General features: G+C 66.2%; 21 protein-coding genes, 1 pseudogene and 1 riboswitch. Of the genes and pseudogenes, 11 read left to right on the top strand and 11 right to left on the bottom strand.

Features of this window, described 5'->3' with window-relative positions; genetic code table 11:
- Positions 1–3: 3 nt before the first annotated feature.
- Positions 4–981, bottom strand: a complete 978-nt coding sequence (locus AC13GF_RS11090) for a uroporphyrinogen-III C-methyltransferase (RefSeq protein ID WP_126928620.1) — start codon at positions 979–981, stop codon at positions 4–6.
- Between the two features lie 104 nt (positions 982–1,085).
- Entirely contained in the window at positions 1,086–1,895 is an 810-nt protein-coding gene (locus AC13GF_RS11085; protein WP_483004636.1) for a uroporphyrinogen-III synthase, read from the bottom strand.
- A gap of 35 nt (positions 1,896–1,930) precedes the next feature.
- Here AC13GF_RS11085 and AC13GF_RS11080 point away from each other — a divergent pair, with 35 nt between their 5' ends.
- From AC13GF_RS11080 to AC13GF_RS11060, 5 genes are all read left to right on the top strand, one after another.
- The gene (locus tag AC13GF_RS11080; protein WP_005407593.1) at positions 1,931–2,398 is read left to right on the top strand and encodes a YiiD C-terminal domain-containing protein; all 468 of its coding nucleotides are present in this window, start codon (positions 1,931–1,933) and stop codon (positions 2,396–2,398) included.
- 32 nt (positions 2,399–2,430) lie between these two features.
- The gene (locus tag AC13GF_RS11075) at positions 2,431–2,856 is read left to right on the top strand and encodes a hypothetical protein (RefSeq protein WP_483004635.1); all 426 of its coding nucleotides are present in this window, start codon (positions 2,431–2,433) and stop codon (positions 2,854–2,856) included.
- 57 nt (positions 2,857–2,913) lie between these two features.
- Positions 2,914–3,351 carry a rhodanese-like domain-containing protein gene (locus AC13GF_RS11070; protein ID WP_004153552.1) on the top strand — a complete coding sequence of 146 codons (438 nt, stop codon included), beginning with the start codon at positions 2,914–2,916 and terminating at the stop codon, positions 3,349–3,351.
- A gap of 99 nt (positions 3,352–3,450) precedes the next feature.
- A complete protein-coding gene (secB, locus tag AC13GF_RS11065; protein WP_005407596.1) occupies positions 3,451–3,969 on the top strand; it encodes a protein-export chaperone SecB in 519 nt (172 codons plus the stop codon).
- Positions 3,970–3,989: 20 nt separating this feature from the next.
- Entirely contained in the window at positions 3,990–5,015 is a 1,026-nt protein-coding gene (locus AC13GF_RS11060) for an NAD(P)H-dependent glycerol-3-phosphate dehydrogenase (protein WP_005407597.1), read from the top strand.
- Positions 5,016–5,104: 89 nt separating this feature from the next.
- Here the strand turns inward: AC13GF_RS11060 and AC13GF_RS11055 are convergent, their stop codons facing one another.
- Positions 5,105–5,560 (bottom strand): YybH family protein, encoded by a 456-nt coding sequence (locus AC13GF_RS11055; RefSeq protein ID WP_483004745.1) that lies wholly within the window; start codon positions 5,558–5,560, stop codon positions 5,105–5,107.
- Positions 5,561–5,696: 136 nt separating this feature from the next.
- Here AC13GF_RS11055 and AC13GF_RS11050 point away from each other — a divergent pair, with 136 nt between their 5' ends.
- Positions 5,697–6,362 (top strand): Ivy family c-type lysozyme inhibitor, encoded by a 666-nt coding sequence (locus AC13GF_RS11050; RefSeq protein ID WP_483004634.1) that lies wholly within the window; start codon positions 5,697–5,699, stop codon positions 6,360–6,362.
- A gap of 36 nt (positions 6,363–6,398) precedes the next feature.
- Here the strand turns inward: AC13GF_RS11050 and AC13GF_RS11045 are convergent, their stop codons facing one another.
- From AC13GF_RS11045 to AC13GF_RS11025, 5 genes are all read right to left on the bottom strand, one after another.
- On the bottom strand, positions 6,399–7,781 hold the full coding sequence (locus AC13GF_RS11045) for a HipA domain-containing protein (protein ID WP_483004633.1): 1,383 nt from the start codon (positions 7,779–7,781) through the stop codon (positions 6,399–6,401).
- Positions 7,778–8,011, bottom strand: coding sequence for a helix-turn-helix domain-containing protein (locus AC13GF_RS11040; RefSeq protein ID WP_483004744.1), 234 nt, complete (start codon positions 8,009–8,011; stop codon positions 7,778–7,780). The genes AC13GF_RS11045 and AC13GF_RS11040 overlap by 4 nt, the downstream gene beginning before the upstream one ends.
- A 462-nt stretch (positions 8,012–8,473) precedes the next feature.
- Positions 8,474–9,160: a hypothetical protein gene (locus AC13GF_RS11035; protein ID WP_483004632.1), complete on the bottom strand. Its 687-nt coding sequence runs from the start codon at positions 9,158–9,160 to the stop codon at positions 8,474–8,476.
- Positions 9,161–9,316: 156 nt separating this feature from the next.
- A complete protein-coding gene (locus AC13GF_RS11030; protein WP_012509703.1) occupies positions 9,317–9,589 on the bottom strand; it encodes a hypothetical protein in 273 nt (90 codons plus the stop codon).
- 212 nt (positions 9,590–9,801) lie between these two features.
- Positions 9,802–10,797 carry a DUF2268 domain-containing putative Zn-dependent protease gene (locus AC13GF_RS11025; protein WP_483004631.1) on the bottom strand — a complete coding sequence of 332 codons (996 nt, stop codon included), beginning with the start codon at positions 10,795–10,797 and terminating at the stop codon, positions 9,802–9,804.
- Between the two features lie 161 nt (positions 10,798–10,958).
- On the opposite strand from AC13GF_RS11025, the pseudogene AC13GF_RS11020 reads away from it, so the two are divergent.
- From AC13GF_RS11020 to AC13GF_RS11000, 5 genes and pseudogenes are all read left to right on the top strand, one after another.
- Positions 10,959–11,534, top strand: a pseudogene (locus AC13GF_RS11020) (OmpO family porin).
- Positions 11,535–11,655: 121 nt separating this feature from the next.
- On the top strand, positions 11,656–12,423 hold the full coding sequence (locus AC13GF_RS11015) for a helix-turn-helix transcriptional regulator (protein WP_483004630.1): 768 nt from the start codon (positions 11,656–11,658) through the stop codon (positions 12,421–12,423).
- Between the two features lie 67 nt (positions 12,424–12,490).
- The gene (locus AC13GF_RS11010; RefSeq protein WP_483004629.1) at positions 12,491–12,859 is read left to right on the top strand and encodes a VOC family protein; all 369 of its coding nucleotides are present in this window, start codon (positions 12,491–12,493) and stop codon (positions 12,857–12,859) included.
- Positions 12,860–12,982: 123 nt separating this feature from the next.
- Positions 12,983–13,957: a Dyp-type peroxidase gene (locus tag AC13GF_RS11005; RefSeq protein WP_483004628.1), complete on the top strand. Its 975-nt coding sequence runs from the start codon at positions 12,983–12,985 to the stop codon at positions 13,955–13,957.
- Positions 13,958–14,138: 181 nt separating this feature from the next.
- Positions 14,139–14,555, top strand: a complete 417-nt coding sequence (locus tag AC13GF_RS11000) for a hypothetical protein (RefSeq protein WP_351158865.1) — start codon at positions 14,139–14,141, stop codon at positions 14,553–14,555.
- Positions 14,556–14,614: 59 nt separating this feature from the next.
- Here the strand turns inward: AC13GF_RS11000 and pnuC are convergent, their stop codons facing one another.
- From pnuC to AC13GF_RS10985, 3 genes are all read right to left on the bottom strand, one after another.
- On the bottom strand, positions 14,615–15,184 hold the full coding sequence (gene pnuC / locus AC13GF_RS10995) for a nicotinamide riboside transporter PnuC (RefSeq protein WP_483004627.1): 570 nt from the start codon (positions 15,182–15,184) through the stop codon (positions 14,615–14,617).
- A gap of 8 nt (positions 15,185–15,192) precedes the next feature.
- The gene (locus AC13GF_RS10990) at positions 15,193–17,388 is read right to left on the bottom strand and encodes a TonB-dependent siderophore receptor (protein ID WP_483004626.1); all 2,196 of its coding nucleotides are present in this window, start codon (positions 17,386–17,388) and stop codon (positions 15,193–15,195) included.
- A gap of 70 nt (positions 17,389–17,458) precedes the next feature.
- Positions 17,459–17,554, bottom strand: a riboswitch (TPP riboswitch).
- A gap of 43 nt (positions 17,555–17,597) precedes the next feature.
- Positions 17,598–18,722, bottom strand: coding sequence for a phosphotransferase enzyme family protein (locus tag AC13GF_RS10985; protein WP_483004625.1), 1,125 nt, complete (start codon positions 18,720–18,722; stop codon positions 17,598–17,600).
- Positions 18,723–18,751 lie beyond the last annotated feature (29 nt).

Here is an 18,751-nt window from a genome sequence, read left to right as displayed (position 1 = left end):
GGATTACCTCCGGTCGGTCTGGGTGCGCAGTTGCTGCAGGGTGCTGCCAAGCACGGTGTTGCTGGCCTGCAGCGGAAGCTCGCGCAAGGCCTTCAGTTCAGCACGTTGCGCGCGCAGGGCCGGTGAATCCGGCCAACGACGCTGTGCCCAGTGTTCCACGCGCGCCAACGCGGTATCGCGACCGGTGCGGTCGCCACGTTCGATCGCGGCACGCGCCAGGGTCAGTTCCAGTTGCAGTGCATCGTCGGCATTGCGGCGTTCGGCGGCGGTCAGCGGACCGTTCTGGCGGCTGGGGCTGATGTCCACGAACGGTGCCAGCGTGGCCTGCCACCAGGGCTTGCCGGCGCCGGGTGCGCTGCCGCCTGCCACCTGCGAGGGCAGGCCCTGCAGGGCTTTGGCCAGGTTATCCAGGCGCTGCAGCGATTGCGTGCGCGGGCCGGTGCCCAGCGCATCCAGCGCATCGCGTTCCTGCACCAGTGCCTGGCGCAGGTTCAGGCCATCGCTGTCGGGCAGATCGGCAAGCGCGGTGGCGGCCTGTGCATACAGGCGGCGCGCGCCTTCCACGTCGTCGGCGTAGTTCAGGCGTTGCGCCGCCTGGGTCAGCAGCAGTTCGGCCTCATCGCGCTGTACCGCCTGGCGGCCCTGATTGGCGCTGTCGGCCAGCTTGGCCAGGTTCTCTTCCAGCAGCGCACTCCGCTGCGAAAGGCCCAGCATCTCGTCGCGCAGCACGCGGTTGGTGGTCGCCGCATCCTGCAGGCGCTGGCTGGTCGCGCGCTGGTCGCGGCGCAATGCGTCCAGCGTTGCCTGCAGGCCCTGCAGCTGCACGGCCGTGGTCTGTGCCTGCGCTTCCTGTTCGTGCTGTTGCTGCTGCCAGACGTACCAGCCGGCATAGCCGCCCACGCCGAGCACGACCACCCCGGCCAGCGGCAGCAGCCAGCGCACGGGTCGACGGGGCGGGGAAACGGGCGGAGTCTCGTTCATGGGGCTTCCTTGTCGGCAACGTCGCCGGTCAGGGTCCGGCAGGCCGCGTTGTGCACAGCATCACTGTTGCCGACCACAGCGGCAAGCGTGACCCACGTCCCTGTTCAGGTCGCTGCCGGGACGGTGAGCGTGGCGTGTGCAGCGGCCACCAGTTGTGCCGTGGTGGGCCCGGCCGCGCGTACCGCGCGCTGCAGCCCCAGTGCGTGCACCTGATCGCCCAGCCGTTCGCTGGCCACGACGACGGTGGCATGAGCCTGAAGGCGTTGCTGCAATGCCGGCGGAAGCTGCTGCCAGAAATGCTGCAGCGCCTCGCCACTGCTGACCGCCAGCACCCACGGCTGCGCTGAATGCGCCAATCGAGCCAGCGTGCGGGGCGGCAGGCGCAGCAGGCGGCGCTGATAGACATCGGCACGTTCGATCGTGGCGCCGGCGGCCTGCAGTTGCGCGGCAATCAGGCCGCGTCCGCCGGGGGCGGTCACCAGGCCGATGCGCAGGCCCTGTACGTTGGCCAGCACCGGCATCGCGAGCAGCCCCTCGCTGTCCATCCGCTGCGGTGCATGCACCTCGGCGACACCCTTCGCCCGCAGCGCGCGCGCGGTGCCTTCGCCCACGGTCAGCCACGGGCTGCGCTGCGCCTCGGCCAGTGGCAGCAGGGTAGCGGCCGCAGTAACAGCGGCCGGGCTGGTAAACACCACCCGATCGCAGTTCAGCGCGCGTTGCAGCTGACGCATCACTGGCGTGCCGTTCAGGCGCTGCAGGCGCCAGGGTGGCAGGGCCACCACATGCCCGCCCAGCCCAGCAGCGGCGCGGCGCAGCGCGGAATTCTGGCCCTGCGGTCGCAGCGAAATGAAGGTCCAGCCCGGCTCGGAACCGGCGGCGCCAGTGGGTATCGTATGGTCGGCCATTGCCTGCATTATGCGGGCCCTTCGTTGTCGTGGTCTCTGCTCCGATGTCCGTTGATGCTCTGACTTCCTCGCTGGCCGCCCTGCAGGACGTGCTGGACTGCATGCCGGCGGTGCGCGCCATGCAGATCCAGCTCGACGGCTATGCCGATGGCGTGCTGCGCATCACCGCGCCGCTGGCTGCAAACGTCAACGACAAGGGCAACGCCTTCGGTGGCAGCCTGGCCTCGGTGCTGACCCTGTCCGGCTGGGCGCTGGTCAGCCTGCGCCTGCGCCTGGCCGGCCACGATGCCGAGGTCTACGTGGCCGACAGCAACCTGCGCTACCTGGCGCCGGTCTACGAAGACCTGCACGCCCATGCCGAAGCGGCCGAGGCCACTGGCTGGGATGCCTTCCTGAACACCTTCCGCCAGCGCCGCAAGGCCCGCATCAGCATCATCGCCACCCAGCCCGGTGCCGATGGCAAGCCCGCTGCCGAGTTCAGCGGTCGCTTCGTTGCCTTCGCCAAAGGGTAGGATGGCAGGCTGACGTTCTGGGGAAACCACCGATGCGCCGCCTCATCCAGTTCCTGATGTGTTCCCTGCTGCTGGTCAGCGCCGTGGCTTCGGCCGACGACCTGAGCCGCAAGCAGCGCAAGCTGCTGGAAGAAACCCAGATCGCCTACGGCGCCACCATCCGCTGGGGCAGCATGGACGATGCCATCGGCTATCTGGATCCCAAGCTGCGCAAGGAAAAGCCGCCCACCGAGTTCGAGCTCAACCGCTATGCGCAGCTGCGCGTGTCGTCCTACCGCGAGCGCAGCAGCGCCGCGCTGGACGGCGGCCTGGTCGAGCGCCGGGTCGAAATCGGGGTGATCAACCAGAACACCCAGGCCGAGCGCACCGTGGTCGTGGTCGAGCGCTGGCGCTGGGATGCCGAGGCCAAGCGCTGGTGGCAGACCGCCGGCCTGCCGGACCTGTGGAAGGGGCAGTGACGGGCCGCGTCCGGCTTGTGCGACAATCGGCGCCCGCTTAATCGACCCGTGACCTGAGTGAATTACGAAGAGTTGCTGGCCTTTGCAGGCCGAAACCCGATGCTGTCCGCGGCCCTGGTCGGCCTGACCGTGGCCATCATCGTCACCGAGATCCGCCGCCTGTTCCGGGGCTTCAAGGGCATCAAGCCCGCCGAACTGACCCAGCTGATGAACGCGGGTGGCACGGTGGTGGTCGACTTGTCGGCCAGCGGTGACTTCGAGAAGGGCCACATTGCCGGCAGCCGCAATGCCCAGGCCAGTGCCTTCGGCCCGGACAACAAGCTGGTGGCCAACGCCAAGCAGTCGCCGGTGGTGCTGGTGTGCCGCAGCGGCAACGCCTCGGAAACCGCCGCCAAGGCGCTGAAGAAGGCCGGCTTCGAGAAGGTTTACGTGCTCGACGGCGGCATTCCCGCCTGGCAGCAGGCCGAGCTGCCGCTGGTCAAGGGCCGCAACTGATTGCCGCAGGTGGCGGATCCGGCCTTGTATGGGCCTGATCCCGCCCCCATCGCAGTAATTCGACCATCGTTTTCATTGCATTCATTGGAGTTACTGGAAATGTCCGAAGAGATCACCAACGGCGCCGCTGCGCCGGTCGATGCCGCTACCGGCCCTGCTTTCACCGTCGAGAAGATCTACGTCAAGGACGTCTCCTTCGAGTCGCCGAACGCTCCGACCATCTTCAATGACCAGGTGCAGCCGGAGCTGCAGCTGAACCTGAACCAGCAGGTGCAGCGCCTGGGTGAGAACGCCTTCGAAGTCGTCCTGGCCGTGACCCTGACCTGCCAGGCCGGTGAGCGCACCGCCTACGTGGCCGAAGTGAAGCAGGCCGGTGTGTTCGGCCTGGTCGGCCTGGACCCGCAGTCGATCGACGTGCTGCTCGGCACCCAGTGCCCGAACATCCTGTTCCCGTACGTGCGCCAGCTGATCAGCGACCTGATCCAGGCCGGCGGCTTCCCGCCGTTCTTCCTGCAGCCGATCAACTTCGAAGGCCTGTACGCAGAAACCCTGCGCCAGCGCCAGGAGCAGGGCGACGCACCGTCGCTGGCTGACTCCGAGCCGGCTGGCAACGCCTGATTCCTGCCGCGACGTCACGGATGAGCACTACCGCTGACAAGATCGCCGTGCTTGGCGCCGGTTCCTGGGGAACCGCGCTGGCCAGCCTGCTCGCGCGGCACGGTCATCCGACCGTGCTGTGGGGGCGCGATGCTGCCGTGGTCGAAGCCATCGACCAGCGCCACGAGAATCCGCGTTACCTGCCGGGCATCCCGCTGCCGGACAGCCTGCGTGCCACCACCGACCTGGCGTCGGCGGTGGAGGGCGCGGCCTGGATCCTGGTGGTGACACCGTCGCATGCCTTCGGTGAAACCGTGCGTGCGCTGGCGCCGCTGCGTCCTGCCGGTGCTGGCGTGGCCTGGGCCACCAAGGGCTTCGAACCCGGTTCGGGCCGCTTCCTGCATGAAGTGGCGCGCGAAGTGCTGGGTGAGGACGTGCCGCTGGCCGTCGTCACCGGGCCGTCGTTCGCCAAGGAAGTGACCCAGGGCCTGCCGACGGCGATCACCGTGCATGGCGACGTGCCCGAGTTCGCGCAGACGGTGGCCGAGGCGATGCATGGCCCGGCGTTCCGCGCCTATACCGGCGACGACATGGTCGGTGCCGAGCTGGGCGGCGCGATGAAGAACGTGCTGGCCGTGGCCACCGGTGTGGCCGATGGCATGCAGCTGGGCCTCAACGCCCGTGCCGGCCTGATCACCCGTGGTCTGAACGAGATGCTGCGCCTGGCCGCTGCGATTGGCGCCAAGCCGGAAACGCTGATGGGCCTGGCCGGCCTCGGCGATCTGGTGCTGACCTGCACCGGCGATCTGTCGCGCAACCGCCGCCTGGGCCTGGCCCTGGGCCGTGGCCAGACGCTGCAGGATGCCGTGCGCGAAATCGGCCAGGTGGTCGAGTCGGTGCAGACCGCCGACGAAGTGATGCGACAGGCACGCCGTCATGGCATCGACCTGCCGATCTCCGACCGCGTGCGTGCCGTGCTGCACGGCGAGCAGACGCCGGAAGAAGGCCTGCGCGCATTGCTGGCGCGGGAACAGAAACCGGAGTATCCGGATACGCTGTTCAAGTGAATCGAAAAACCCCGGCTACGTGCCGGGGTTTTTTTGTGCGCGGCCCATCCACGCATGGCGTGGATCTACGACGGAACGCGCGGCATCCATCACCGCGCCCGTGGCGGCGCGCTGGTGTTGTCCATGTCCGAAAAGATCAGCCACGGCCCATCACCCACGCGCTTCAACGTGAGCGTGAACTTGCCGGTATCGCCCACGTTGTTGCCGTAGCTGTAGGCACCAATGATGTAGCCCGTGTTGCCCTCCATCGAATACGCCAGGGCACGCAGCCGCAACGGACTGCTGCCCTGGCCGCCATATGTGGCCTCGATTGCGCTACGGCCGCGCACCGGCGGCTGGTTGCTCTGCAGCACAAAGCCATCCTCGGCGAACAGCGCAGCCAGCGCCTTGGCATCACCCGTGCGCCACGCCTGCTCGTAGTCGCGCAGTACACGGTCCAGCGGTGCGGGCAGGGCTGCATCCGGGAGAGGCTGTGCAGGCTTCGCGCCTTCTGCATCGAGGGCAATTGCCGGCGATGCCAGCAGCAGGGCACTGCAGAAGATCATGGCGAGTCGTGTGCGGCGCATGCGTCCAGGCTCTGGCGATGATGGGAAGACGACAGACGCATCCTAGCGCGCCGCTGGTTAGAATCACGCGGCTGCCCGCGTGGCGCATGCAGCGCAGATCAGACAAGGACACGGAATGAAGATTCGAATCACAGGGATGGCGATGATGGTCGCACTGCTGGTGGCCTGCGGGCAGGCACCGGCGCCGGATGCAGCACCGGCCGCGCCGGCACCGACCACCGAAGCACCGGCCGCCACGGCGACGGTGGTCGAAAAGGAACCGTCCATCGAAGACGGCGTGGATCCCGCGGTGTGGGACAACGAAGGCGAACCTGAAGACCCGAGCGCCGGCGGCGAACTCACCTGCGCGGACAACCCGTTGGCGACCCATTTCTTCACCCTGGTGGGTGGCAACACCGTGGACGACTGCGGCCGCAAGGATCCGAAGGTGCTGGCCGCGTTCAACGCCCTGATGAAGAACACGGCGGCGGCCGAATCCGCCGACAAAGAGATTCCGTCGCTGCGCGAACGCCTGTTGAGCGGACCCAGCGGGCCCGGCGAGCTGCTGGTGCTGCAGGGCGAGCCGTGGTGGTTCTACACCGCCTGCCAGGCCCACGACTGCCCCGGCACCGCGTTGGCGATGCTGTATTCGCCCGACCAGTCGAAGATGGTCGGCCGTCTTACCGCGCGCTGCCGTGTGTGGTGGCTGGGCGAGCCCAGCGACGAGCAGCGCGCGCTGATCGAGCGCGAGCAGCCTGTGGACAAAGCGATGCTGAAGGAAGAAGGCGAGTCCTGCGAGTAATCGGTGGTGACGCCGGATGATGTTCCGGCGGCCGCATCATGCAGGTGAAAGCTGCCTCACCATGTCAGCGATGATCACGTGGACCAGTGTTCTCAGGAAATGCACCTCACCTTCCAGGGTTGGGCCGATGTCGAAACGGGTCGACCATTGCTGGTTTTCCTGTAGCACCAGCGCGTAAAGCGCCTGGGCTTCGCTCGTGATCCGGTCGATCTGATGGCGCAGCTGCCGGGTGGCAGCCGGCCTTCCCAGGCCCAGCGCTTCACCGGCAGAAACCAGATGCTCGAAATGAAGGTCGTGGAAGCGCGCGACGCCGAGAATGGGCCACGACAGTTCCGAGCGTTCTGGCCAACGTGCGCCCTCGTCGGCATACGCGCGGGTCTCGTAACATGCGGTGGACAGCAGGTCGTAGTGGGGGGCCAGTTCGATGCCCCTGCTGCCGACCAGGAAGCTCAGGTTCTTCAGGTGCGCATCGTTGTTGCCGGTGAGTACATTGAAGATCAACCAGTCGAACAGGCGGACGCGCGTCTTGAGCTTGCTTCTGCATTGCTCGACGATGACCTTCAGGGTGTCGATGCTGCCGAGTGTGTACTTGAACTGCCGGTCGAGGTTGAGCAGCTGGCAGGCGTCGATCGCGTGCCGTCGGTGGATGGCGTCGGCGGTGATTTCGCGATCAAAGCGCTCGATGATGAAGACCGGCTCCGGTACGTAGCGGCGCTCGATCTTCGGCACCTGCAGCCCCATGCGCTGCGCAAGGCGCATCACGAACCATTCGTTGGCCACGCTGTGCGGGTAACTGCTGCTGGTGCTGTCAGGCTTGAGAATGTGGGTCGAGGGCTCGGCGCCCAGAGGTTGATAGAGTTCTCCCCCTGTCTCGATGATTGCCAGCTTGTGCTGGGCACCTGCCAGTGACATGCGCTTGGCGGCACCCGCCGCAAGCGACGTGCGTGGCAGGCCTTGGATACGCGTGGAGAGTTCCGCATCGGGCAGTGGTTTTCTGCCGCCCGGTGGCAGGCGCTCGCCTGGAGGCAGCAGCGTCAACGAGCCTGCCGATTCCGCGCCATAGGCGGCCAGCAACGCGAACGCGTCCGCGCCATCCACCCTGGCATCGGTTGCCATCAGCGTGCGTTGCTGCTCTTCCGGCAGCAGATTGTCGAAGTACCACTGCACGGGCCGTTGGCTGGAGCCATCGAGGATGGCGGTGTCTTGCAGTGGCAACGCAGGCGCCAGTGGAAACCGATGTGCGCTGCCGAGCCACTCCGGCGCATAGGTGAAGCGCCACAGGTTTGCTGCTTCGGTCAGGCGGCCCACCGGCGCTTCGTCGATGCTGACCTGCAGTTCGCGTGGTGGAAGCGGATAGTGCAGTCCAGACAGGACGGTCGTTGTAATGACGTCCTTGAGGTCGATAGGGGGGGCGCTCATGGCACCTTCCCGTTGACACGTTTGGCCAGCAGGGCCATCGCTTCGTCCGGCACGTCGATTTCGACATGCAGCCCCAGCTCATCAAGCACGGTGAACAACTTGCCCCATTGCACCGTGGTACCGCCGCGTTCGACCTTGGCCAGGAAATTCTCGCTGACCCCGATGCCTTCGGCGGTTGCATCCTGGCGTAGTCCCTGATGCTTGCGGGCGGCTCTCACCAGTGGCCCCAAGGCCTCAGCCTTCTCAAGCCTGATCTTCAATGGGAACTCCCCCAGCAGAGCCTGACGCTCTGGATTCGACCCATCGTCTATACCATATAATCCTCACTGCAGTGAGGATTTTTCGCGCAGAACCCGAGATTGTTTAAAATCCTTTCGTTCTTGAGGATTTCTTCGCAAAAGAGCTGGATGCAAGAAAATCCTCATTAGAAAAAGGATTTATTTGCAAAGGCGTCCAGCCTGCAAAAAATCCTCATGAATTCAAGGATTCTTTGACGTCGTGGGAGCGCGATGCCTTATCCGGTCCATATGGGCAGCGCCACGACGACGGCGGGACGTCCGCGATGAGTGGGGTCCAGGTAGGGCCTGCCAGAAGCGTGCCCGGGAACCTCTGCCTGCAGCGCAGGCTCGCATCGTCAACAGGCCTGGTCGCACCCCGACCACAGCCAGCCACGGCCGCAGGCAAAGCGTCCGCTACTTGCTCGCGCGCCGCGCGCCTTTCTCGTCTTCGTCCTTTGCATCCCCACGGCTCTGCGCGAACTCCGGGAACGTCTTCGCGATCGAATCCTTGTCCGGCAGGATGTAGAACACACCACCCTTTTCGAACGTGGACTGCACGATCTGCTCGTAGAACGCGGGCGTGACGTTGATGCAGCCGTGCGTAACGCGGTTGTCGTCCGGCGAAGGTGATGCCAGCCGTTCGGCGCGCTTCTCTTTCGGGGTGCCTGGCGGAAGCGGGTGCATCGAGACGGCGGAATCGTAGTCCACCCACAGCACGCGACCGGCATCGTCGGAGGGGCCGTAGCCACCAATGAAACGGCCCGCCGGGGTGGTGCGGTCATGGCCTGGAATCGCACTCAGCGCGAGCTTGGCAACGCCCGGGGCCGAGTGATCGCCGACGGCCGAACCGAACAGCGCCGGTGCCGCGCCACGCAGCTTGCCGTCTCCACCGAAGACCAGTACCTGCGCGGCCGCCTTGTCCATGATCGCGAACGGATAACCCTGGTTGTCCCTGCTGGCGACCACCCAGCCGGCCAGCTCGATCACCGTCTCGGAGACGCTCTGGTCAGCGGGAAGTTCATCGACTGCGGCCACCGGGGGTGCAGGTGCGTCCTTGTCCCTGGCGTGGGCTACGCCGCTGCACGCAACGACCAGTGCCATGGCCAATGCGGCATGGAGGGCGCGGCGTGCAGGGGAGGAGGAGGTACGAATGGGACGACTCCTTGCAATGCAATCTTGGTGGAAGGATGCCAGTGGCCGGCGAAGGCCACTGGTTCCCGATACAGAGGTGGATCAATTCAAACGGTGAGGGAGCGATTACCCGCGCGGCTTGCGGCCGGCAGGTGCCCTTTCAAGCTGCTGCACGCGGCCTTCGATCTGGTCCAGACGCTGGTTGGCCTGTTGCGCCGACTGGTTGGCGGACTCGGCACTCTGGGCGGCGCCCTGCACCTTTACATCGAGCTGGTCGAGACGCGAGTTGATCGTTGCAAATTCGTTCTTGTAAGAGGCGCAAGCGCCAAGGCTCACGGTGGCGATGAGCGCCACGCTGAGTGCACGGGCCATCTTCATGTGTTGCGAGGTCAGTTTCATTCCACTCCCTCCTTCGTCTGGGGAAGCTGGAATATAGCGGCGTTTGTTCCCGGCGCTACCAAGTGCTTTCAGCTGGAATTTGAGTACGTAGATGCGCTGTGAAGGCCTGTAAATCAACAAACCTTAACAAGCGGGATCAAGCGAGCTGATCTGCATCGGCGTATCGCCTTGTGCCTGTTAAACATCACCCATTCACCTGCATGAAGCCGGCATCACGGCATGCGCGTCTGCGTGCTCTCGTCTGCTCCGCACGCAGGTTGCCATCCACTTGCTTCCAGCAGCGCCGCAGCGTTTCCAGGCTGGACATCCAGCAGTTCGGCGATGGCGTTGTGCGTGTCGGGCGCGCGCGCAACATAGGCATGGGCGATGCGGTAGCCGATCCAGTAGCCGAGATCTCCGCGGCGCGCGTCGTCGCCGGGGCCGTTGTACAGCCACCTCGAAAGATCGGTACCCATGCTGTCCTGCAGGAACGCGCGCTCCAGCGCACACTCGCGACCCTGCGTCCAACGCTGCAGATGCGCGTTGGCCGGGTGACCGGAGATCCGTTCGGCCACGTATTCGGCGCCGCCTTCCAGCAGCGTCTGATAGAGCAGGGTGGGCTGCTCGACGTCCACGCGTGCACCGGGCTGTTGCACGTGCACATACTCATGCGCGATCAGATGCACGAAGCGGTCACTTACATCGGCCTGCATCCAGTCGGCGTTGCACAGCGCTTCCAGTCCGATGACCACACCTGCTTCGGTAGTCACGCCGCCACTGTTGCCGCGGCCCACCAGCACGGTGACCGGGGGAAAGCGCGCAGACGGCAACAGGGCGCCCAGCTGATCGACGGCAGCGGCGACGCGCGTGCGGATCGATGGCAATGCGGTCGCGCAGGTTCTCGCTTTCGCAAACAATGCCGGCTTGTCCTGGATGGCCCTGGCCAGCCGCTCCATCGAGCCGATACGGCTGTCGGTGAAGCTGCGCAAGGCATCCGTACCCGCATCCAGATAGCCGTGCTGCAGATCATCGGCGCTTGGGCGCCCGTGGTTGGCGTCCAGCACCTTGAAGAAGCGCGTGACATCGTCTGTCTGCACGACGATGTGCCCGGCAGGAACGATGCGCTCAGCCGCCTGTGCCTGCAGCAGTGCGACCGGCGAGGCGATGAGGATCAGTGCCCGCATCAGGCATCGAGCGTGGTGCACGTAAGAAGCCGACAGCAATGCCATGCGGAGTTCCCTGAACGCGAACCTTATTTATACACCAGTCAGTTCAATATTCAGGGTTGATTAGACCCCCTAACGGATAATTCACACCTGTCGACCGCCTCCTCTCTCTCCCCCTCCCGGGAGGCGGTCGGCGAAACCAAAATAATTAAAGGTGTGTCCCGATGAACAAGAATTCGCTGCTTGCCCTGGGTCTTCTGGCTGCTCTGCCGTTCGCTGCATCGGCAACCGATGGCCTGTCGTACAACTACGTTGAAGGCGGCTACGTGAACACCGATGCCAAGGGCGGCGACGCCGATGGCTGGAAGGTGAAGGGTTCCGTTGCGGTGCACCCGAACTTCCACGTCTTTGGCGACTACAGCGCCCAGGAAACCGACAAGTTCAAGAATGACGTCGACCAGTGGCGCCTGGGTGTCGGCTACAACTACGGCATCGCACCGAACACCGACCTGGTGGCCCGTGTTGCGTATCAGAAGTACGACGAGAAGCGCGGCCTGGACTTCAACGGCTACTCCACCGAAGTGGGCGTGCGCACCGCATTCAACCCGTAGGTGGAAGGCTACGTGATGGCCGGCTACGAAGATTTCAGCAAGAAGCACGGTTACAACCCGGACGGCGAGTTCTACGGCCGTGTCGGCGCCACCGCCAAGTTCAACCAGAACTGGGGCCTGAGCGGCGAAGTGAAGCTGGCCAAGGCCGGCGACCGCGAGTGGTTCGTGGGCCCGCGCTTCACCTGGTAACAAACGCCTGTCGTTAGTGCGTGTTGTGCTGGCGTGTGACTCTCTCTCTCCCACACGCCAACCGAAGCCCGGCCTCGCGCCGGGCTTCACTTTTATGGGCCCTGTGGCGCCACAATGCGGCATGGGCGACCCTTCCTCCCCCGCAGGTACTGGCACGGCCTACCAGGAGCATCTGGCGCCTGCGCCGCTGCGCGGCCACTTTGGCCAGCTTTGGCAGAGCCAGCTTCCTGCCGATGCCGATGGGCACATCACCGTATTGCCCGATGGCTGCGTGGATATCCTCTGGCGCGACGGTGCGTTGTTCGTGGTTGGCCCGGACCGCGTGGCCGCGCACCCGGCGCTGGCACCCGGTGCGCAGGTGCTGGGCGCACGCTTCCGTCCCGGCCAGGCATTGGCTGCGCTGGGCCTGCCCTTGGCCGGGATCATCGGCCAGGCCGTGCCACTGGCTGATCTCAAGGGCGCGTGGGCGAAGAAGGCTGCGGCCTCCATCGGCGACACCGCACCTGCGCTGCGCCTGCAGCGGATGGCGCGCTGCCTGCAGCAGCATATGGGTGCGGCCGCGCTCGATACGCCGGCGCAGCGCGCCCATGTCCTGTTCCGGGCGCTCACCGCGGGTGACGCCACGCTGGATACGCTGGCGGCGCACTTGAGCCTGAGCCCGCGCAGCCTGCGGCGTTTCAGCCAGTCGCAGTTCGGCTACGGCGCCAAGACGCTGGAGCGGATCCTGCGCCTGCAACGTTTTCTTCGCCACAGCCGCGCGCTGCCGCAGCACTCGTTGGCGATGCTGGCCGCCGAGGCGGGCTATGCCGACCAGGCCCATCTCAGCCGCGAGGCGCGTGAGCTTGCCAGCATGACCGCACGCGAACTGCGCCTGGAATGGGGCCAATGATGGCCGTTTCGTTCAAGACCGCGGTGCCGCGCTGACTGAAGCTGGGCTCCCACCCAGGAGCCACGCCATGAGCCATGCCGCTACTCACGATGCCGAACGCCGCATCGACAACATCGAATTCAACGTTGCCGACATTGCCCGTAGCAAGCGCTTCTACGGCGAGGTGTTCGGCTGGCATTTCACCGACTACGGCACGGCCTACACCGAGTTCGACGACGGCCGTCTGAAAGGTGGCTTCGTGGCCGACGCGCCGGTGCGTGCCGACGGGGGGCCGCTGGTGATCCTCTACTGCGCGGACCTGGCCGATGCACAGCAGCGTGTAATCGCTGCCGGTGGCGAAGTCGTACAGGCGGTGTTCGCCTTCCCCGGTGGCCGCCGCTTCCACTTCCGCGATCTGGATGGCTATGAGCTGGCGGTTTGGAGTGATGTGGATTGAGGTCTTCGTACCTTGGCCGGTGGACGGAACGAGAACCGCTCCGTCCCCGGTCAGGCGGTTCCGCTATGATCGCCCGCACATCGCCACACGCGATGCGCCCGCCTCAAGCCAGCAGGAACCGCCGTGAACTCCCAGCCCGCACCGATCACCGCCCTCAACCACACGCTCGACAACGAGCCGCAGCAGATCACCGCGCCACTGACCCATTCGGCGGCGTTCCTGGTGCTGAAGGTGAAGGACGATGAGGCGTCGATCGCAAAGGCGCGCGAGGTACTGGCCAGCACCGATGACCTGATCAAGAACACCGCCATCCGCGAGATCGAGCGCACCTTCACCTGCAACGTGGCCATCGGCCACCGCGTGTGGCAGCCGCTGGTGGGCACCACGCCGCCGCGCGAGCTGCAGCCGTTCCGCGAGATCAAGGGTGCGATCCACACGGCGGTGTCCACACCCGGTGACCTGCTGTATCACATCCGCGCACGCACCATGGACCTGATCGTGGCGTTCGAGCGCAACCTGCTGATGGCCTTTGGCGATGCGGTGGAGACGGTCGATGACGTGGCCGGCTTCCGCTATTTCGATGGCCGCGACCTGCTGGATTTCGTTGACGGCACCGCCAACCCGGAAGGGCTGTCGCTGCCGGAAGCCACCATCGTGGGCGAGGAAGACCCGGAGCATGCCGGCGGCAGCTACGTGGTGGTGCAGAAGTACCTGCACAATCTTGATGCCTGGCGCGCACAGAAGACCGAGGCGCAGGAAGCGATCATCGGCCGCACCAAGCACGACAACATCGAGCTGGACGATGCGCCGGCCGATGCGCAGAAGTCGCACAAGACGCTGTGCACCATCGAGGATGCCGACGGCGAGCACGAGATCCTGCGCGACAACATGCCGTTCGCCAACCCGGGCCGCGGCGAGTACGGCACCTACTTCATCGGCTACACGCGCCGCCTGTGGGTGATCGAGACGATGCTCGAGCGCATGTTCATCGGTAATCCTGCGCCGCTGCACGACCGCATTCTCGACTTCTCCACCGCCACCACCGGCGTGACCTTCTTCGCGCCCTCGCGCAAGGTGCTGGCCGACCTGGGCGACTGATCGCGCCTCTCGTCCTTGCGCATGCTACTGGCCGATCTGTTCCAGTAGATCCACGCCATGCGTGGATGGTGCACACGTTGCCCGTAGCAGCCACGCATGGCGTGGTTCTACTGTGCCGCCATCTGCCTGTCATCTACCGCGCCGACCATGTCGTGCTGGATGGGAGTGCAGGAGGCGGGCGATGACCATGACCGGAAACAGGAGCGGCGCACGCCGCGGGTGGAAGCGGCTGGCAGCATTGTTCGGTGCGCTGGCACTGGGGAGCGCCGCGGTGTCCGCGCAGGAAGCCCCTGCGCACTGGATGGCCTACGCCGCCGCCGTGGGTGGTCAGCTGCAGCAGCGCCTGCAGCAGGAGCAGGACCCGCAGGCACAGCGCGTGCTGGAATGGCTGCAGGCACATCCGGACGCACCGACGCCGCTACCGGTGAGCGTGTGGATTGCGGCGGATGGTCGCATTTCGAAGCTGGAGTTCGACAGCCTGGGTGATGCCCAGGTCGACGCCGACCTGCGCGCGACGCTGCAGGCCGCGCCGTTGCAGGCGGCCCCACCGGCCGACATGCGCCAGCCACTGCGGCTGGGTTTGGCCCTGACCCCGTAGATCCACGCCATGCGTGGATGGCGCGCCGATTGCCCGTAACAGCCACGCATGGCGTGGCTCTACCGGGTTGCCACCTGCGGTTCACGCGCGGCCGCGCTCCATGCGCGCAGGCCGAACACGGCCAGGCCGAGGAAGAACACGTACAGCGCGGCGGTCACGTGCAGCGACTTGAACAGGTACGCACCCACATAGACCACGTCCACCGCGATCCACACCCACCAGCAGGCCACGTGGCGGCGTGCCTGCCACCATTGCCCGACCAGGCTCAGACCGGTCAGCAGCGCATCCAACCACGGCAGGGCCGCGTCGGTGAAGCTGTGCATGGCCGCGCCCAGCGCCACGCCACCGCACACGCCGATGGCCAGATCGCGCAGGAGCTTGCCGCGCGCCAGTGGCACGATGCGGATGCTGCCCTCATCGGCGGCATGCTGCCGCCAGTTGATCCAGCCATAGACCAGGAAGCCGCCGAAGATCACCTGCAACAGCGTGTCCGAGTACAGCTTGGCTTCGGCGAACACCAACCCGTACAGCGCCACCGACAGCAGGCCGACCGGCCACGCTGCCAGCCGGCGCCGGGCCATCAGCCAGACGCCGAGGATGCTGCACAGCGCGGCGGTCCACTCCAGCATCACGCCGCTCACAGTGCGAACGTCACCGACAGGCGGGCCTGTCGCGGTGCGCCGGGGAACAGGTAGTAGTCACCGCCGCTGCTGCCGGTATCGCGCCAGTAGAAGCGGTTGAACACGTTGTCCACCGACAGGTTCCAGGTCACCGCACGCTCGTGCAGGCGATGCTGGAAGCGCAGGCCAGCATCGAACACCGAGTAGTCCGGCGCGCGTACGCCACCGTCGGCGCGTGCCACGTTGGCACCGGCATAGCGCCAGCCGCCGGTCACATCCAGGCCCTGCACGAACGGCAGCGCGTAGGCCACGTGCACGCTGGCACGCACCTTCGGCACATTCACCAACTGATGGCCTTCATAGACCGGCGTGCCGGTGTCGCGCGCGCGCGCCTGCAGCACGCTGGCGCTGGCCACGATCTGCAGCGCATCGGTCAGCTGCCCGTTGGCAGTCAGCTCCAGGCCGGTGTGGGTCTGCGTGCCTTCCTCGACGAAGGTGTAGCCGACGTCGCTGTTGTCCGGTTTGGCGTACTGGTACGGCTGCGAAATGCGGAACACCGCCGCGCCCAGCGTCAGCGCCTCGACCGGCACGTACTTCACGCCCACTTCCAGCTGCCGCGACTGCACCGACGGCAGGAAGGTGTCGGCGTTGCTGGTCCAGAACGGCGCTTCCTGGCCCAGCGAAATGCCGCGCACGTAGCTGGCATAGGCGTTGAGCTGGTCGGTGGCCTTCCACACCACCGCAGTCTGCGGCAGGAAGCGCGACAGGCGGCTGTGCCGCTGCGGGGTGCCACGCTTGTCGTAGGCACGCTCGTCCAGGCGCACGAAGCGGCCACCGGCCAGCCACTGCCAGTCATCGCCGAAGCTGATCCGGTCCAGCGCGAAGAACGCGGTCTGGCGGCTGTCCAGGCGACGTGCGGACGGGCCCGGCATCTTCGGCGACGGCGCGAACACCGGCACCTGCGCGTCGTGGATGTTGGTGGTGCCAACGTATTCGTTGACGCTCGGGCGCTTGTCCACGGTGCGGCGGAAATAGTCGGCACCGAGGGTCAGCTCATGGCCGACGCTGCCGGTCTCGAAGCGGCCACGCAGCTCGGCACGGGCCTGCTGGTTGCGGCGGGTGTCATCCGGGCTGCGGTAGTCGTAGACGTCGTAGTCGCCATTGGGCGCGAAGTAGTTGCCCGGCACGCTGCCATCGGCGCACTGCACGGCGTAGTAGCAGCCATAGGCGAAGGCGACGTTGTCATCGATGACCGAGCGGCTGTGGCCGACCGAAACGCGCGACTGCCAGGCCTCGTTGAAGTCGTAGGTGTGCAGCGCGGTGATGTTGGTGCTGGCAATATCCACCGGTCGCTGCCACGGCTGGTAGCCGAGCAGGTGCTCGCGGTCGACGCCGCGCGGCAGGTCGCGCGCGCCCAGCAGCTGATAGCCGGACACCGAACGCTGCGAGCTGGTCTGGTAGTTGGCATCCACTTCCAGCTTGCCGCGCTCGCCGATCAGCCAGTCGGCGGCCAGCGAGTAGAAATTGCGACGGCCATCGGCGTGCTCGACGTAGGAATTGCTGGAGTCCCATGCAGCATTCAGGCGCAGGCCGAAACGCGGGGTGATCCAGTGGCCGACATCGACGGCGACGTAGCGCGAGCCTTCCGAATCGGTACCGAGCGTGGCGGTGCGCACTTCGGCCGGGCGCTTGCCGATGTAGTTGATGATGCCGCCGGGCGCCATCACGCCTGCCGCCAGGCCGGCTTCACCCTTGAGGATCTCCACCGACTGCACGTTCTCCAGCGCCAGGCGCTGTTCGCCGGCGATGGACAGGCCGTTGAAGCGGTAGCCGGTGGCCGCGTCCAGGGCGAAGCCACGGATGGCGATGTTCTGGTAGTAACCCACCGGCGCATACGCATCACCCAGCGAGGCATCGTTGCTGGCCAGCTCGGACAGCGAACGTACCTGGCGGCGGTCGAGGTAATCGCGCTCGAGCACGTTCACCGACGCCGGTGTGTCCTTCCAGCTGCCGCCACCGAAGGCGTTCACGCGTGAGGTATCGGCCTTTGGTTTGCCGGCCTGCACGCGCACCGCCGCCAGTTCGGTCGGCGAGCGTTCGGCGCCAGTGGCAGCCGCATCAGGGGACGCCTCGGCCTCGCTGGCGTGCAGCGGCAGCGGCAGCGCAGCGCAGAGGGCGAGGGAGAGCAGGGTGGGGCGCAGGCAGCGGTTCATTCGGTTCGTCTTCGGACAACAAGGGAGACGAAGCGACGGCGCGCAGGTGCACCGGCCCATGATGGGGGTGTGGCTGCGGCTCAAAGCTCCCTACGCCGGTGCAAACCGGATCAGGTTCCAAGGGACTCTCTCAGCCTGGCAGATCCAGGCACCCCCGCTTCAGGTGACCATTTCACTACAAATGGTACGGATTTGCGAGCCGGTGCCCTTCAGGCTGCCGCGTGCAGCGCCTGCAGCAGTGCCTGTCCCGGAGCGCTGTGGAACCACGCCGGGTGCCCCAGCATGAAGGGTTGCCAGGCTACGTCCGCATTTGCGGTCGAGCCGGTGACGCCTTCGAAGTACTCCACTTCGGACAGTGCGAAGTCGAAATGAACCATCGGCAGCAGGTCGGCCAGCAGGTGCACGCGTGCCGCCGACAGCGGCAGCACCTGGCGGTAGCCGTCGAGCAGGGCCAGTGCGATATCGATGCGTACCGCCTCCATGCCGCGCTCCAGTTCCAGCCACGCCACCGCGTTGCGCTCGATCGCCGTGGCGAGGTCGAACAGCGCACTGGTGGGCGAGGCCAGGCCGAAATCCAGCACGGTACTGATCTGCCCATCGCGCCACAGCAGGTTGGAAACGTGCCAGTCGTTGTGCGCCCACAACCGTGGCTCATCGCGCAGGCGCTCGGCCAGGCCGGCATGCCACGGCAGCACGTCACGCTGCAGCTGCGCTTCCCACGGAATGCGCGCGAGATAGCGGGCCAGCCCGGGGCGCTCATGCAGCCCTGCCTTGATGGCCGCGATCGGATCGTCGGCGCGGATCAGATCGTCGCGCGCGACCAGCACATGGGTGCTGCGCTGGGGCGCTTGGTAGCTGGCGGCGGCGTGGTGTAACCGGGCGAGCATGCGACCGGCCTCGCGGGCCTGCGCGGCATCGGTCAACAGCGACCACGACACGGTATCGCGGTACAGATCCTCGCCGACGCCGATCGCATGCAGCTCGAAGGTCCATTCGCCATGCTCGACCGCAGTGTGGCCATCGGCCGCCGGCAGCACCTGCACCACCGGCACGCCCGCTGCGGCGAGATGGGCGATGAAGCGGTGTTCTTCTTCCAGGCAGGCCGCGCTGCGCACGCTGTGGTGGTGGCGTTTGATGAACACCGCGCCGTCCACGCCGTTGACGATGGCGGCGGCCGACAGCGGCCGCGGGCTGTGCCAGCGCGGTTGGCTGCGCTCGTCCAGCTGAGGGTAGCGCTGGCGCAGCCACGCAATGTCCGCCGCGCTGATAGGTGGCCAGTCGGCAGCAACCTCGTCGTTGTTGAGGCCCTGCACGCGGTGGGAGGAAGAAGTCATGCCGCAGCCCCAGTGGGGAAAGTCACATC

It is taken from the genome of Stenotrophomonas sp. 22LJNL06-5-1 (assembly GCF_056861455.1).
Note: the sequence above shows the minus strand (reverse complement) of the source record. Positions and strands in the feature narration are given on the sequence as shown.

What these genes read in the sequence shown, in the direction of transcription:
- AC13GF_RS11050 (WP_483004634.1), top strand. Translation starts at nt 5,697, where the DNA reads ATGAAGATTCGAATCACAGGGATGGCGATGATGGTCGCACTGCTGGTG.
- AC13GF_RS11025 (WP_483004631.1), bottom strand. Translation starts at nt 10,797, where the DNA reads ATGGCATTGCTGTCGGCTTCTTACGTGCACCACGCTCGATGCCTGATG.
- AC13GF_RS11015 (WP_483004630.1), top strand. Translation starts at nt 11,656, where the DNA reads ATGGGCGACCCTTCCTCCCCCGCAGGTACTGGCACGGCCTACCAGGAG.
- AC13GF_RS11000 (WP_351158865.1), top strand. Translation starts at nt 14,139, where the DNA reads ATGACCATGACCGGAAACAGGAGCGGCGCACGCCGCGGGTGGAAGCGG.
- AC13GF_RS11060 (WP_005407597.1), top strand. Translation starts at nt 3,990, where the DNA reads ATGAGCACTACCGCTGACAAGATCGCCGTGCTTGGCGCCGGTTCCTGG.
- AC13GF_RS11090 (WP_126928620.1), bottom strand. Translation starts at nt 981, where the DNA reads ATGAACGAGACTCCGCCCGTTTCCCCGCCCCGTCGACCCGTGCGCTGG.
- AC13GF_RS11045 (WP_483004633.1), bottom strand. Translation starts at nt 7,781, where the DNA reads ATGAGCGCCCCCCCTATCGACCTCAAGGACGTCATTACAACGACCGTC.
- AC13GF_RS10985 (WP_483004625.1), bottom strand. Translation starts at nt 18,722, where the DNA reads ATGACTTCTTCCTCCCACCGCGTGCAGGGCCTCAACAACGACGAGGTT.
- AC13GF_RS11035 (WP_483004632.1), bottom strand. Translation starts at nt 9,160, where the DNA reads ATGGCACTGGTCGTTGCGTGCAGCGGCGTAGCCCACGCCAGGGACAAG.
- AC13GF_RS11080 (WP_005407593.1), top strand. Translation starts at nt 1,931, where the DNA reads ATGTCCGTTGATGCTCTGACTTCCTCGCTGGCCGCCCTGCAGGACGTG.
- AC13GF_RS11030 (WP_012509703.1), bottom strand. Translation starts at nt 9,589, where the DNA reads ATGAAACTGACCTCGCAACACATGAAGATGGCCCGTGCACTCAGCGTG.
- AC13GF_RS11010 (WP_483004629.1), top strand. Translation starts at nt 12,491, where the DNA reads ATGAGCCATGCCGCTACTCACGATGCCGAACGCCGCATCGACAACATC.
- AC13GF_RS11055 (WP_483004745.1), bottom strand. Translation starts at nt 5,560, where the DNA reads ATGATCTTCTGCAGTGCCCTGCTGCTGGCATCGCCGGCAATTGCCCTC.
- AC13GF_RS10990 (WP_483004626.1), bottom strand. Translation starts at nt 17,388, where the DNA reads ATGAACCGCTGCCTGCGCCCCACCCTGCTCTCCCTCGCCCTCTGCGCT.
- secB (WP_005407596.1), top strand. Translation starts at nt 3,451, where the DNA reads ATGTCCGAAGAGATCACCAACGGCGCCGCTGCGCCGGTCGATGCCGCT.
- AC13GF_RS11075 (WP_483004635.1), top strand. Translation starts at nt 2,431, where the DNA reads ATGCGCCGCCTCATCCAGTTCCTGATGTGTTCCCTGCTGCTGGTCAGC.
- pnuC (WP_483004627.1), bottom strand. Translation starts at nt 15,184, where the DNA reads ATGCTGGAGTGGACCGCCGCGCTGTGCAGCATCCTCGGCGTCTGGCTG.
- AC13GF_RS11085 (WP_483004636.1), bottom strand. Translation starts at nt 1,895, where the DNA reads ATGCAGGCAATGGCCGACCATACGATACCCACTGGCGCCGCCGGTTCC.